The organism is Bradyrhizobium sp. USDA 3311 (genome assembly GCF_054062495.1).
This window is the reverse complement of record NZ_JBSSFI010000001.1, coordinates 8,428,631-8,440,964: the sequence shown is the minus strand read 5'-3', so window position 1 is coordinate 8,440,964 and position 12,334 is coordinate 8,428,631. Positions and strand designations below refer to the sequence as shown.

At 64.8% G+C, this 12,334-nt stretch carries 9 protein-coding genes; 3 read left to right on the top strand and 6 right to left on the bottom strand.

From position 1 onward, the window contains the following. The first annotated feature begins 125 nt into the window (after nucleotides 1-125). Nucleotides 126-1,868 (top strand): ABC transporter substrate-binding protein, encoded by a 1,743-nt coding sequence (locus tag ACVWW6_RS40150; RefSeq protein ID WP_039184952.1) that lies wholly within the window; start codon nucleotides 126-128, stop codon nucleotides 1,866-1,868. Nucleotides 1,869-1,992: 124 nt separating this feature from the next. Here ACVWW6_RS40150 and ACVWW6_RS40145 read toward each other — a convergent pair whose 3' ends face one another. Continuing rightward, on the bottom strand, nucleotides 1,993-3,039 hold the full coding sequence (locus tag ACVWW6_RS40145) for an alpha/beta hydrolase (protein ID WP_456682705.1): 1,047 nt from the start codon (nucleotides 3,037-3,039) through the stop codon (nucleotides 1,993-1,995). A 267-nt stretch (nucleotides 3,040-3,306) separates the two neighbouring features. Between ACVWW6_RS40145 and ACVWW6_RS40140 the strand changes: the two genes are divergently transcribed. Further along, the gene (locus ACVWW6_RS40140; RefSeq protein ID WP_028175053.1) at nucleotides 3,307-4,050 is read left to right on the top strand and encodes a helix-turn-helix transcriptional regulator; all 744 of its coding nucleotides are present in this window, start codon (nucleotides 3,307-3,309) and stop codon (nucleotides 4,048-4,050) included. A 115-nt stretch (nucleotides 4,051-4,165) separates the two neighbouring features. Here the strand turns inward: ACVWW6_RS40140 and ACVWW6_RS40135 are convergent, their stop codons facing one another. From ACVWW6_RS40135 to ACVWW6_RS40115, 5 genes are all read right to left on the bottom strand, one after another. After that, nucleotides 4,166-5,269, bottom strand: coding sequence for an alkene reductase (locus tag ACVWW6_RS40135; protein ID WP_060910824.1), 1,104 nt, complete (start codon nucleotides 5,267-5,269; stop codon nucleotides 4,166-4,168). Between the two features lie 179 nt (nucleotides 5,270-5,448). Beyond that, nucleotides 5,449-5,952, bottom strand: a complete 504-nt coding sequence (locus ACVWW6_RS40130) for a DUF1993 domain-containing protein (RefSeq protein WP_011085233.1) — start codon at nucleotides 5,950-5,952, stop codon at nucleotides 5,449-5,451. A gap of 313 nt (nucleotides 5,953-6,265) precedes the next feature. Next, nucleotides 6,266-7,567 (bottom strand): lytic murein transglycosylase, encoded by a 1,302-nt coding sequence (locus ACVWW6_RS40125; protein ID WP_456682704.1) that lies wholly within the window; start codon nucleotides 7,565-7,567, stop codon nucleotides 6,266-6,268. Between the two features lie 123 nt (nucleotides 7,568-7,690). After that, a complete protein-coding gene (locus tag ACVWW6_RS40120) occupies nucleotides 7,691-9,628 on the bottom strand; it encodes a glycosyltransferase (protein ID WP_456683233.1) in 1,938 nt (645 codons plus the stop codon). Continuing rightward, a complete protein-coding gene (locus tag ACVWW6_RS40115) occupies nucleotides 9,628-10,974 on the bottom strand; it encodes an HlyD family secretion protein (RefSeq protein ID WP_456682703.1) in 1,347 nt (448 codons plus the stop codon). The genes ACVWW6_RS40120 and ACVWW6_RS40115 overlap by 1 nt, the downstream gene beginning before the upstream one ends. Nucleotides 10,975-11,260: 286 nt before the next feature. Here ACVWW6_RS40115 and htpX point away from each other — a divergent pair, with 286 nt between their 5' ends. Beyond that, a complete protein-coding gene (gene htpX / locus ACVWW6_RS40110; RefSeq protein ID WP_028175047.1) occupies nucleotides 11,261-12,232 on the top strand; it encodes a zinc metalloprotease HtpX in 972 nt (323 codons plus the stop codon). Nucleotides 12,233-12,334: the final 102 nt, after the last annotated feature.

The following is a 12,334-nucleotide window of genomic DNA, read 5'->3' as shown; positions in this document are numbered from 1 at the left end:
GCGAAGGGACGGCCAGATCCGGGGGCAACCCGGGCCTGTATAAAATTTTGTCGCTGCAACGGAGGAACAACATGCGACAGTTTAGGAGAAGGAAAGGTCCATTGACCAAGAGCAGTTTTCTGACCATGTCCAGCACTGCTGCGCTTCTGGCGGTGTCGTTCACCGTCTCGGCGCCGGTTCGTGCTGCCGACGACGCCGCGATCCAGAAGTGGATTGCGGAATTCCAGCCCTCGACGCTGTCGAAGGACGACCAGAAGAAGGAGCTGGAGTGGTTCGCCAAGGCTGCCGAGCCCTTCAAGGGCATGGAGATCAACGTCGTCTCGGAAACCATCGCGACTCATGAATACGAGTCGCAGACGCTCGCCAAGGCGTTCTCCGAGCTGACCGGTATCAAGCTCAAGCACGACATCATCCAGGAAGGTGACGTCGTCGAGAAGCTGCAGACCCAGATGCAGTCCGGCAAGAACGTCTATGACGGCTGGATCAACGATTCCGACCTGATCGGCACGCACTTCCGCTACGGCCAGACCATCGCGCTGTCGGACTACATGACCGGTGAGGGCAAGGACGTCACCGACCCCATGCTCGACGTCAACGACTTCATCGGCAAGTCGTTCGGCACGGCGCCGGACGGCAAGCTCTACCAGCTGCCCGACCAGCAGTTCGCCAACCTCTACTGGTTCCGCTACGACTGGTTCACCAACCCCGATTACAAGGCCAAGTTCAAGGCCAAGTACGGCTACGAGCTCGGCGTGCCCGTGAACTGGTCCGCCTATGAGGACATCGCCGAGTTCTTCACCAACGACATCAAGGAGATCAACGGCGTCAAGGTCTACGGCCATATGGACTATGGCAAGAAGGACCCGTCGCTCGGCTGGCGTTTCACCGACGCCTGGCTGTCGATGGCCGGTAACGGCGACAAGGGCATTCCGAACGGCCTGCCGGTGGACGAGTGGGGCATCCGCATGGAAGGTTGCCGTCCGGTCGGCTCCTCGGTCGAGCGTGGTGGCGACACCAACGGTCCGGCCGCGGTCTACTCGATCACGAAGTACCTCGAGTGGATGAAGAAGTACGCGCCGCCGCAGGCCCAGGGCATGACCTTCTCCGAATCGGGTCCGGTGCCGGCGCAGGGCAACATCGCCCAGCAGATGTTCTGGTACACCGCCTTCACCGCCGACATGGTGAAGCCGGGCATCGCCGTGATGAACGCGGACGGTACGCCGAAGTGGCGTATGGCTCCGTCGCCGCACGGTTCGTACTGGAAGGAAGGCATGAAGCTCGGCTATCAGGACGCGGGCTCGCTCACGCTTCTGAAGTCGACCCCGGCGGATCGCCGCAAGGCGGCCTGGCTGTATCTCCAGTTCATCGTCTCCAAGACGGTGTCGCTGAAGAAGAGCCATGTCGGTCTCACCTTCATCCGTGAATCCGACATCTGGGACAAGTCGTTCACCGAGCGTGCGCCGAAGCTCGGCGGCCTGATCGAGTTCTACCGCTCGCCCGCGCGCGTGCAGTGGACCCCGACCGGCAACAACGTGCCCGACTATCCGAAGCTGGCACAGCTGTGGTGGCAGAACATCGGCGATGCGTCGTCCGGTGCGAAGACGCCGCAAGCCGCAATGGACGCGCTGGCCGCTGCCCAGGACTCCGTTATGGAGCGCCTGGAGAAGTCCGGCGTGCAGGGCGCCTGCGGTCCGAAGCTGCACAAGAAGGAGTCGGCCGAATACTGGTTCGCCAAGGCCCAGAAGGACGGCACCATCGCTCCGCAGCGCAAGCTCGCCAACGAGAAGCCGAAGGGCGAGACGGTCGACTACGACACGCTGATCAAATCGTGGCCGGCCACCCCGCCCAAGCGCGCCTCGCTGCAGTAAGCTACGCCTCATCACGACGAGCAAAGGCCGGGAGCAATCCCGGCCTTTTTTCTTTGCGCGCGCACCGACGCGCTGGACGAAAGAGCCTGCCTACGGGTCGGGATTGGCGCCGTCGGACCGGCGATCACACCAGGAAATCGTGATGGTGATTGACCGGCGCCACCTTCTCCACGAAGTCGATGATCTGCGCGAAGGTCTGGTGCGCATTCTGCGACAGCGTGACGTCGTGCCCGGCATTCTTGACCACGAGTTGTTCGAAGTCGGACGAGTTGGGATAGAAGGCGCGTTCTGCCGCAAAGGTTGAGGGATCGGTCTGAAACAGCAGGTCGTGATCGCCGACGACTTCGAGCACCGGCGCTGTGATTCCCACCGAGCGCGCCGGATCGAGCGCAAATGCGAAGTTCAGTTCGGCGGCCGTGCCCGTGCCGATATGCGAGGCATCCCCGGCAAGGATCTTGGGCGAGGTGTTGTTGCTGTCAAACAGGAAGCTTCGATCGCCGAAGGTCAGGTACCCGTCGGGCTGGCCGGCGGCCGGGTGAATGGCGTTGGCGAACTCGCCGGCGCCGGCCGGGTTGACCTCGTGCCGAAAGCCCGTGAGCACGAGCGCGTCGGCATCGTGGTATGTGCCGGCCTCGGTTTGCGCGATGCCTGAACCCAGGGAGTGACCGACCAGGACGATCTTGGAGAACCCGTAGCTGCTCAGGGCGCCACTCTTGATGGACTGAATGATCTGATGCAGCTCGTCGGCCTGATCCTGGATCGTTGTCAGATCGGCGGGCGGTTTGTCGCTGGTTCCCGTCCCCAGCCGATCGAGATTCAAGGTCGCGTACCCGGCGTCATTGGCCGCATCGACGAACGAATATTTTCCGTTGCCGACCGGGGGATCCCAATAGGTGTGGTCATACGAGAAGCCGGGCAGCAGGATCATCAGCGGCCGGCCCTCGGTCGACCCGGGCGAATCCAGCACTGCGTGCATGTTGAAGTCGCCGGACGTCGCCGTCGGAGCGACCGACAGAACCAGGTCCTTGTGAATGGCATGGTGGTCTTCGTGGCCACGGAAATCGAACCGGTGACTTTCGCCTCCCCATCCGGCGCCATCGTCGTCCCATCGTACGTCATCGTCGTTCAAATGGCCGGACCGGCCGAAAGCAAACTGCCTAGAACTCGTCATGAGATTTCCCCTTCGACCCGGCTGCAACAGACTTCGCCGTTCACATCTCCGGCGCTTCGCTCTTGAAGAGCGCGCGTCTCATCGGGGGCCTGCGCAGCAGAGGCGTACGCTCTGCATGCGACCCCACGTGCAAGGCGCACCCGTCAGGCACGCGGATGTTCGCGAAATTGCCCGTGCTTGACGGGTTGAACCCTATGTTCCAAGGTATCGGTCGCCTATCCCTGTTTTCTGGGATGCCCGGCTTCACGATGATGGCATGGGGTGGTGATGGCGATTTCACTTTCTGCGCGCGAAGTGACGCTGCTGAAACGCGTCGGCGAAGGGCTTCTGCAGCCCCTGCGACCCGATTGGCTTTTGGCCATGCCGGATATCGCTGCGGATTTAAAGCGCCTGCTGGCGATGGATTTCATTGGAACGACGCGGTGGAATCAGCGAACCGGCCGCTACGAGAATCCGGCATGCTCCGGACGCGGAGTGGAGATGGCGCGCGCCTATGTCGAGGAGTTTCAGCGTTGCGATCCGATTTCGCCACGGCTGCGCTCCCGTCGCGGGCCGACCCCGATCTATTCGGTCATCAACCGAACCGAGCTCGAGCGCACGCGATATTTCAATGAATTCCTGCGCGTCCACCAGACGACGGATGGTATCGATCTCCACCTCTACGACGGTGACACGAGTGTCGGCGACTTTCGCTTCTGGCGTGCTCCCGGCCGGGCCCCCGTCGGATCTCGCGAAGTGGCGCTGCTGACCTTGCTGCAGCCGATCCTCCTGCGCGCGACCAAGGACGTGCACAGCACCAGCACGGCAGCAGGCCACCGCCTGCCGCAACTAACGGATCGGGAGAACCAGATCGTCGGTCTGGTCGCCGACGGCCTGACGGACGGCATCATCGCCCGGAAGCTGGGGATCAGCTACTGGACCGTCCGCTCACACCTCGACCATGTTTTCGAGAAGCTACAGACGCCCAATCGGGCGACTCTCATCGCGCGTATCCACCGCGAGGGTCGGTGACGCCGTTTCCGCGGCCCGCGGCGGACGCGACGCCGATCCAGCTCGATCTCCACCGAGCCGGTCTGGATCGTGTCGTCGCTTCGCTCACAATGATGGCGTGGAAGGCGCGCAGCCTCTACTGCGCCGCTTCCGCCGCTTCGAGCGTCGGGTAATCGGTGTAGCCCTTCGCGCTGCCGCCGTAGAACGTGTTCTTGTCCCAGTCGTTCAGCGCCGCGCCCTGCTTCAGCCGCTCCACAAGGTCGGGGTTGGAGATGAACGGCTTGCCGAAGGCGATGAGATCGGCCGCGTTCGCGTCCAGCACCTTGGTCGCCAGATCGAAGTCGTAGCCGTTGTTGGCGACGTAGGCGCCGGAGAAGCGCTTGCGCAAGGACGCATAGTCGAACGGTGCGAAGTCGCGCGGCCCGCCGGTGGCGCCCTCGACGACGTGGAGATAGACCAGCTTCAGCGCGCTGAGGCCGTCGACGATGTGATCGAACAAGGCTTGCGGATTGCTGTCGGAGACGTCGTTGGCGGGCGTCACCGGCGAGATGCGGATGCCGGTGCGCTCAGTGCCGGCCTCGGCGGCAACCGCCCTGGAGACCTCGAGCATCAGCCGCGCGCGGTTCTCGATGGAGCCGCCGTAAGCGTCGGTGCGCTTGTTGGCGCCGTCCTTGGCGAACTGGTCGAGCAGGTAGCCGTTGGCGCCGTGAATCTCGACGCCGTCGAAGCCGGCCTCCAGCGCATTCTTCGTGGCGCGCTTGAAGTCGTCGATGATCCCCGGAATTTCGGAGAGCTCGAGCGCGCGCGGCTCGGAGACGTCGGCAAAGGTGCCGTTGACGAAGGTCTTGCCCTTGGCGCGGATCGCGCTCGGCGCAACCGGCGCTGCGCCATTCGCCTGCAGCGCGACATGCGAGATGCGGCCGACATGCCAGAGCTGGATGAAGATCTTGCCGCCGCGCTCATGGACCTTGTCGGTGACCTTGCGCCAACCGGCGACCTGGTCCTTGGAGTAGATGCCGGGGGTGTCCTGGTAGCCCTGGCCCTGCTGCGAAACCTGGCTCGCTTCGGTGATCAGGAGGCCCGCGGACGCACGCTGGCCGTAATAGTCGGCGGCGAGCGCGCCGGGGACGAACGTGCCGGGAACGGCGCGGTTGCGCGTCAGCGGCGCCATGACGAGGCGGTTGGCCAGCGTGATCGGGCCGAGCTTGTAGGTCTCAAACAATTTGGTCGAACGGCTCATGGGAGTGCTTCCAGGCGGTGAGAGGTCCGGAACACTTGTGCATCGCGGCAATCAGCGCAAGGGAGGAGCCATACGGAAAGTGCAGGCGAGCTACGCGGCAACGCCCGCGTAGCATAATTCATGTGCAATCTTGGCCGCGACAGCGGATTTCGGCTATCGCGGCCGTGCGATTTCGCAAATCAGCTCGCGCCGAGGAAATCGCGCTTGCCGATCTCGACGCCGTTGTGGCGCAGGATGCCGTGCGCGGTCGTGGCGTGGAAATAGAAGTTCGGCAGCGAGAACGCGCTGAGGAATTGCTGGCCCTTCATGGTGATGGATTTGTCGGGGCCGGCCGGGAAGGTGACGTCCTTGGTGTCGGCGCCCTCGAACTGCGCGGGCTTGAACGACTTGACGTAGTCGATCGTCTTGGCCAGCCGCTGCTTCAGCTCCTCAAACGTCTTTTCCGTGTCGGGCGTCGAGGGCACCTCACTATGGGTCAGCCGCGCGCAGCCCTTGGCGGCGAAGTCGCTGACGAGCTGGATCTGCTTCGACAGCGGCAGCATGTCCGGAAACAGGCGGGAGCCGAGCAGGACGCTCGGGTCGACCTTCTTGGCCGCGCAATGCGCCTCGGCTTTCGTGAGCAGGCCGGTGAGGCTGTTCAGCATCTGCAAATAGGCGGGGACGACGGCGTCGTAGAAGGACATGTGATGCTCGCTTCAATGGTGAGGAATCTCAGGAGAAAACCTGATCCACTCACATGGGAACGTCATGGAAAAATACAATCGCAGGAGCCGCTTTTGCGGTGCGAAAATTCTATTGCCCGCGGCCCATCCTTCGAGACGCCCGCCTATGGCGGGCCCTCAGGATGAGGTCACGTTCTGCGGCGAAAGATTAGACCCTCATGGTGAGGAGCCCGCCAAAGCGGGCGTCTCGAACCATGCAGGCCGAGCTCTTCCGGCGAACTCTCGCCGCCATATGCGATGATTTTGCTCTCAAGGGCATGAGGGCGCGCAGGGGCTACCGCACCACCCCCGCTGGCTGCGCCTGCGCCGTGCTGCCGCGCATGCGCGCGAGCAGCTCCGCGGTCGGCCAGGAATCGGCCGGCAGGCCGTATTTGATCTGCATCGCCTTCACGGCGGCGCGGCTCTGCTGGCCGAGCACGCCGTCGACCTTGCCGACATTGAAGCCGGCCTGGACCAGTAGCTGCTGCAATTGCTTGAGCTCATTGAATGGCAGCTGCGCGACCGGCGCCGCCGGCTTGCGCATCGGCGCGGCGCCCGCGATGCGGGTGGCGAGATAGCCCGCGGTGGTCGAGTAGATCAGCGAGTTATTCCACTCGGTGTAGGCGGCGAAATTCGCATATGCCATGAAAGCCGGCCCGAAGCGTCCCATCGGCAGCAGCACGGACGCCGCGAGATTGTCGTTCGGCAGCGGCCGGCCGTCGGGATAGGTCACGCCTAACTGCGCCCATTTCGAGCGCGGCTGCTGCACGGTGAGATCGGTCTGCTCCCACGGCAGGTTCTGCGGCACCTTGATCTCCTCCAGCCATGGCTCGCCGCGCCGCCACTTCAAGCCGTTGGCGATGTAGTTCGCGGTCGAGCCGATCACGTCGGGCTCGCTGCGCAGGAGATCGCGCCGTCCGTCGCCGTCATAGTCGACGGCGTAGTTGACGTAATGCACGGGCAGGAACTGTGTCTGTCCGAGCTCGCCGGCCCAGGAGCCGATCATCTCGTCGGCTGTGAGATCGCCGCGGTCGATGATCTTCAGCGCGGCGATGGTCTCGTTCACGAACATCTCCGAGCGGCGGCAGTCATAGGCGAGCGACACCAGCGATTTCAGCGTCGGCAGGTTGCCCATGTTGGCGCCGAAGTCGCTCTCCAGGCCCCAGAACGCGGCGATGACCGCCGGCGGCACGCCATATTCCTTTTCGGCGCGCGCGAAGGCAGCTGCGTGGGCCTTGATGTGCTGCTGGCCGTTCTGCATGCGATAGGGCGCGGCCATGCGGCCGGCGAACTCGGTGAAGAGCTGGCCGAACACGCGCTGGCCGCGGTCGCGGTTGACGATGCCCTGGTCGTAGACGAGGTAGGGCGAAGCCTCCGCGATCGTCCGCTGCGACACGCCGGCGGCCACCGCCTGCTGTTTCACGTCGGCCAGGAAGCGATCGAAGCTCGCCCCATTGTGGCACGAGGCCGCGCGCGGCGAGGGCGCGGTGGCCTTGGGCGCCGCAGGCCTTGCGGGCGGCGGCGCGAACTGGGCGGAGGCAGTGGCGGAGCATGCGAGGAGCGCGACGGTTGCGATCGCAAATCGGGTCTGGACCATTGGGGTTCCGGCGGGGAGGGAAGGCGTGGATTCGCTTGAAGTCTAGGTGAAGTGACGGCCTCAGGCCATCCTTTCCATGCCATGCCAATAAGCGGAATGCGAGGGAGCGGATGCCGCGCCAGCCTAGCCGAACAGACGCATCAGCAGCGCTTTTCCGACTGGAAGCGCCCTGACGCCCTGATAGGCGCGGACATACTCGCCGGCATAGAACGCCCGGATCGCATGCACGCGCGTATCCATGCCTTCCTCGAACCGCACCGCGAATCCGTCCGTGGTTCGTCGCACAACGATGGCCGCGATCGAGCGGCCATAGATGCGGCAGTCGATCGTGCTGCCGGGTGCCGGCGGATCGGGATCGATCAGCCGGGCGCCGGTAATGGAGATGTCGGCGAGCCGCGCCAGATGCCACTTGCCGTCCTGACGCAACAGGATCGGCTCATTGCGATCGAAGCGCTCCGCCTTGCGCTTGCGTGGCTGCTCGATGCAGACGAAGCAGACCACGGTGAGGATGAGCGCGTTGTAGAGGCTCCAGGCCAGGGCCAGTCCGCCATACGCGATGTTCTCGCCGCGCAGGTGCAGGATGAAGGCATAGGCAATGGCCGCCAGCGTGATGAGGAGTGCGCAGCCATAGATCCGCAGCAGCGGCCATTCGACAAATCTCCTGTCGCGGTCGCCGCCCTTCGCCGTGACCTTGAACTTGTGTCCCTTCGGCTTCAACAGGCCGGCTGCCACCGCCTTGAGCACCGCGGGCGCGGCAATGAGTTGCGAGACGTCCGTCATCATGGCGAGCGAACGGCCGTGTGACAGCCAGGCCATGCTGAGCCCGTGCCAGACGTAGAACGGCAGGAAGAAGCGCAACAGCTCGGTGAGATCGGCCTGCACCGCCTTGATGCCGAACAGCAGGAACAGCCAGGGCACCATCAGTCCCGCGACCTTCGACGTGTAGACCGCAGACCAGCTCATGAAGGCATCGACCAGCGAGAGCCGGTCGATAAAGGACAGCTTCGAGTCCTGCGAGAACGGTCCGCTGCGGCCGCGCACGATTTGCATCAGGCCGAGGCACCAGCGCGCACGCTGGGTGATGTATTCCTTCAGCCCCTCGGGCGCGAGTCCGATCGTCAATCGTTCGTTGAGATAGATGGTGTTGAAGCCGCGCTCCTTCAGGCGAAGGGTGACGAGGTAGTCTTCCGTGACGGAGTCGGTTGGAAAGCCGCCGATCTGCACCAGCCCGGCGTAGCGAATGAGCGATGAGGTGCCGCAACAGAAGGCGACGCCCCAGGCGTCCTTCGCCGGCAGAAGGATGTCGAAGAAGAAGCGCTGCTCGTCGGGCCATACATCGGTTGCAGCGAGGTTGGTCTGGATCGGGTCGGGATTGATGAAGTGCTGCGGCGTCTGCACCACGCCGACCGAAGCGTCGTCCATGAGGGAGATGGTGCGCGCGAGGAAGTCGGGCCGCGGCACGAAGTCCGCGTCGAGAATGGCCACGAAATCCGGTCGTTCCGGCAGGGCGCCGACGTGCTTGAGCGCATGGTTGATGTTGCCTGCCTTGGCGTGGTGGTTGTCGGGCCGCGCGAGATAGTGGCAGCCGAGTTCGCTCGCGAGGCGCCGCAGCCAGGGGCGCCTTCCGTCGTCGAGCACCCAGACGCGATAATTGCCGTACTCCATACCGGTCGCGCCGATGATCGTGCGCTCGAGGATGGATCGTTCCTCGTTGTAAGTGCAGATCAAGACGTCGATCAGCGGCGCGTGTGGATCGATGGCTCGGCCGTCTATCCTGGCCGCACCTGTGCGGTCGAGGGTCCGGCTCAGAAACAGCAGGGACAATGCGACCGCGACGAGCGAGGCCGCCTCCAGCAGCATGAAGGGATAACCGATCACGGCGTCCGCCGTCAGATGCGGTGGTGGGAGTGTCGCGGTGACACGCCAATAGAGATAGCGGAGCAGGAAGACCAGCGACACGACGGCCAGGAACGAGCGCGCCATCGTGCTGTCGCGCCGGAGCAGCGGCACGACCGCCATGAAGGCGCCGAGCGTAATCAGGCCTGGCGTCAACGCCGTCATCACGGCGCGGTCTCGCGCCGGGCAAACACAACGCGGCCGGTGCGCCCCACGGTGCAGGCGTGGGCAGCGGCATCGCCAGGCGCCACGGTCACGCGATAGGGCTCCTTGCTCAGGGCATCCGGATTGATGGCGAGATTGGCGGGCGCGCCGGCGGCGCCGGTCAGATTGACCACGGTGCCGGAGATCGGCTCGCCGCCGTCATTCGGCTCGAAGCTGGCGCGGTCGCCGAGCTGCAGGCGATTGTAGACGTTCTCGGTGACATTGGCCGTGATGACGGCGCCGCTGCAATCGAGGATCTTGAGCAGGGGTTGGCCGGCCTGCACGTCCTCGCCCGGCGAGGTCATCATCTCCCAGACGCGGCCCGCAACGGGTGTCGTGATGTTGGCTTCGGACAGATCGGCGAAGCGGGCCTCCTCGATGATGATCTCGTTGGCGAGCCAGGCGATCTCGGTGTCGGTGCGCGCGAGATCAGCCTCGAGATCGCCGGCGCGCTGACGCATCTCCTCCTCGCGCTGCACCGAGCTCGGGCGGTCGTTATAACTGTCGCCGAGGAACGAGCCGTTCTGTGCCGCCGTGAGCTCGACCTTCGCGGCATCCAGCCGCTTGCGCGCACCGAGCTCGGTTTGCTGTGCCACGGAAAGCTCGCGCGTCAGCCGCGCCAGCTCGACCGTCGAGACATTGCCGGACTTCGCGAGCGAGGATGCGCGCTCGACGGCGGCGCTGGCTTCGTCCCGCCGCGCTGCCGCCGCCTCGATCGAGGTCTGGATCTCGGCGATGCGGGCCTCGAGCTGAAGCACGCGTCCCTCGCGGAATTGCGTGGCCTGCCGCGCCAAATCCTTTTGGGCTGCCTGGGCCGCGGCAAGCTTGGCGGCAACGCTCGGCCGCTCGATCTCCAGGCGCGATTTCTGCCGTCGCAGATCGTCGAGCCGGGTGCGATCCCCGCGCGAGTTCACGACGCGCAGGAGCACGGTTCCGGCGTCAAGTTTGGCCTGATCGGTAATGGGCTGGGCGGCGACCACGCGGCCGCCGATCGGCGTGCGCAGGGTGACGAGACGAGAATTCAGCACCGCCTCGACGCTCGAATACTCCCAGATAGCACGCAGCGGCAGCCAGCCGAACACGGCGATGATGGCAAGTCCAATGGCGATCTTGGCGCCGCGTCGCAGATGCGGCCAGCGCGGCCCTGGTTCCGGCGCCGTCTGCGCCTCGCATGCGTGGCCGGTTTCGTCATCGGCGAACAGCTGCTCGTGCAGCGCCTCCTGTAATCCCTTCGCGTCGGTCTTGGTCTCGTGAGGGGAAGGAGTGGATGCGGGGTCGATGGAAGCGGCGCGTAAGCGGTCTACCATGACGGTCACCTGGTTGACGGGAAGCCAACGGAACCGGTCAATGCGCGAGGGCCGCGCAGCGTGCCCGGTTATCGCGGATTAAGCCGACGCTGAGCTTTCCAGGTTGCTAAGCGTCCGCGCGTGTTTTTGCGCAAATCCCGGTCAAGCTTTAGCGACGGGTGAAAGGCTGGCCGCGCGGCCCTATAGCTGCGGCTCCGCGCCGCATGAACCCTTGCGTTGCCCGGCGGCATTCATACTTCGAAGACGCCGGCTGGAGGCTCGCCCGCGGCCGGTTCAGGAGACGGCCATGAACTATCTTCGTACCGCAATGCTGCTCGCAGGCCTCACCGCCCTGTTCATGGGCGTGGGCTATCTGATCGGCGGTGCCTCCGGCGCCATGATCGCGCTCGTCATTGCTGCGGCGACCAATCTCTTCACCTACTGGAACTCCGACCGCATGGTGCTCTCGATGTACGGCGCCCATCAGGTCGACCGTTCGACCGCGCCGGAACTGGTCGGTCTCGTCGCCGAGCTTGCGGGCCGCGCGGGCTTGCCGATGCCGCGCGTGTTCCTGATGGACGAGGCGCAGCCCAACGCGTTCGCGACCGGCCGCAATCCGGAGAACGCCGCCGTTGCCGTCACCACCGGCCTGATGCACCAGCTCAGCCGCGAGGAGCTCGCCGGCGTGATCGCGCATGAGCTTGCGCATATCAAGCACCACGACACGCTGCTGATGACGATCACCGCGACCATCGCGGGCGCGATCTCGATGCTGGCGCAGTTCGGCATGTTCTTCGGCGGCCACCGCGACAACAACAACGGCCCGGGCATCGTCGGCTCGATCCTGATGATGATCCTCGCTCCGCTCGGCGCCATGCTGGTGCAGATGGCGATCAGCCGCACCCGCGAATATGCCGCGGACAATCTCGGTGCGCGCATCGTCGGCCAGCCGATGTGGCTGGCCTCGGCGCTGGTGAAGATCGAGGGCGCCGCACATCAGGTCCCGAACTTCGAGGCCGAACGAAATCCCGCGACCGCGCACATGTTCATCATCAATCCGCTGTCGGGCCACGGCGTGGACAATCTCTTCGCCACCCATCCCTCGACGCAGAACCGCATCGCGGCGCTCCAGCAGCTCGCGGCCGAGCTCGGCGCGCAGGCGGCGCCGTCGGTCGGCGCCAACGAGAACTATCCGCCGGCGAGCCCGTGGGGCCGCTCATCTTCGCGCGGTCCTTGGCGTGGTCCTTCGCAAGGTCCTTCTCGTGGGCCTTGGGGCTAATCCGGAACCGGCAAGGATTTGCGCGCTGCTTTGTGACCTGGCGCACACAGGATCGTCCCGGCCGGTGCTAACACCTCGCCGTGACACTTCCTTCGAAAGGGG

Bases quoted from the DNA above. Each gene is read 5' to 3' on its own strand.
- ACVWW6_RS40140 (WP_028175053.1), top strand. From the start codon at position 3,307: ATGGCGATTTCACTTTCTGCGCGCGAAGTGACGCTGCTGAAACGCGTC.
- ACVWW6_RS40145 (WP_456682705.1), bottom strand. From the start codon at position 3,039: ATGACGAGTTCTAGGCAGTTTGCTTTCGGCCGGTCCGGCCATTTGAAC.
- htpX (WP_028175047.1), top strand. From the start codon at position 11,261: ATGAACTATCTTCGTACCGCAATGCTGCTCGCAGGCCTCACCGCCCTG.
- ACVWW6_RS40120 (WP_456683233.1), bottom strand. From the start codon at position 9,628: ATGACGGCGTTGACGCCAGGCCTGATTACGCTCGGCGCCTTCATGGCG.
- ACVWW6_RS40150 (WP_039184952.1), top strand. From the start codon at position 126: ATGTCCAGCACTGCTGCGCTTCTGGCGGTGTCGTTCACCGTCTCGGCG.
- ACVWW6_RS40130 (WP_011085233.1), bottom strand. From the start codon at position 5,952: ATGTCCTTCTACGACGCCGTCGTCCCCGCCTATTTGCAGATGCTGAAC.
- ACVWW6_RS40135 (WP_060910824.1), bottom strand. From the start codon at position 5,269: ATGAGCCGTTCGACCAAATTGTTTGAGACCTACAAGCTCGGCCCGATC.
- ACVWW6_RS40115 (WP_456682703.1), bottom strand. From the start codon at position 10,974: ATGGTAGACCGCTTACGCGCCGCTTCCATCGACCCCGCATCCACTCCT.
- ACVWW6_RS40125 (WP_456682704.1), bottom strand. From the start codon at position 7,567: ATGGTCCAGACCCGATTTGCGATCGCAACCGTCGCGCTCCTCGCATGC.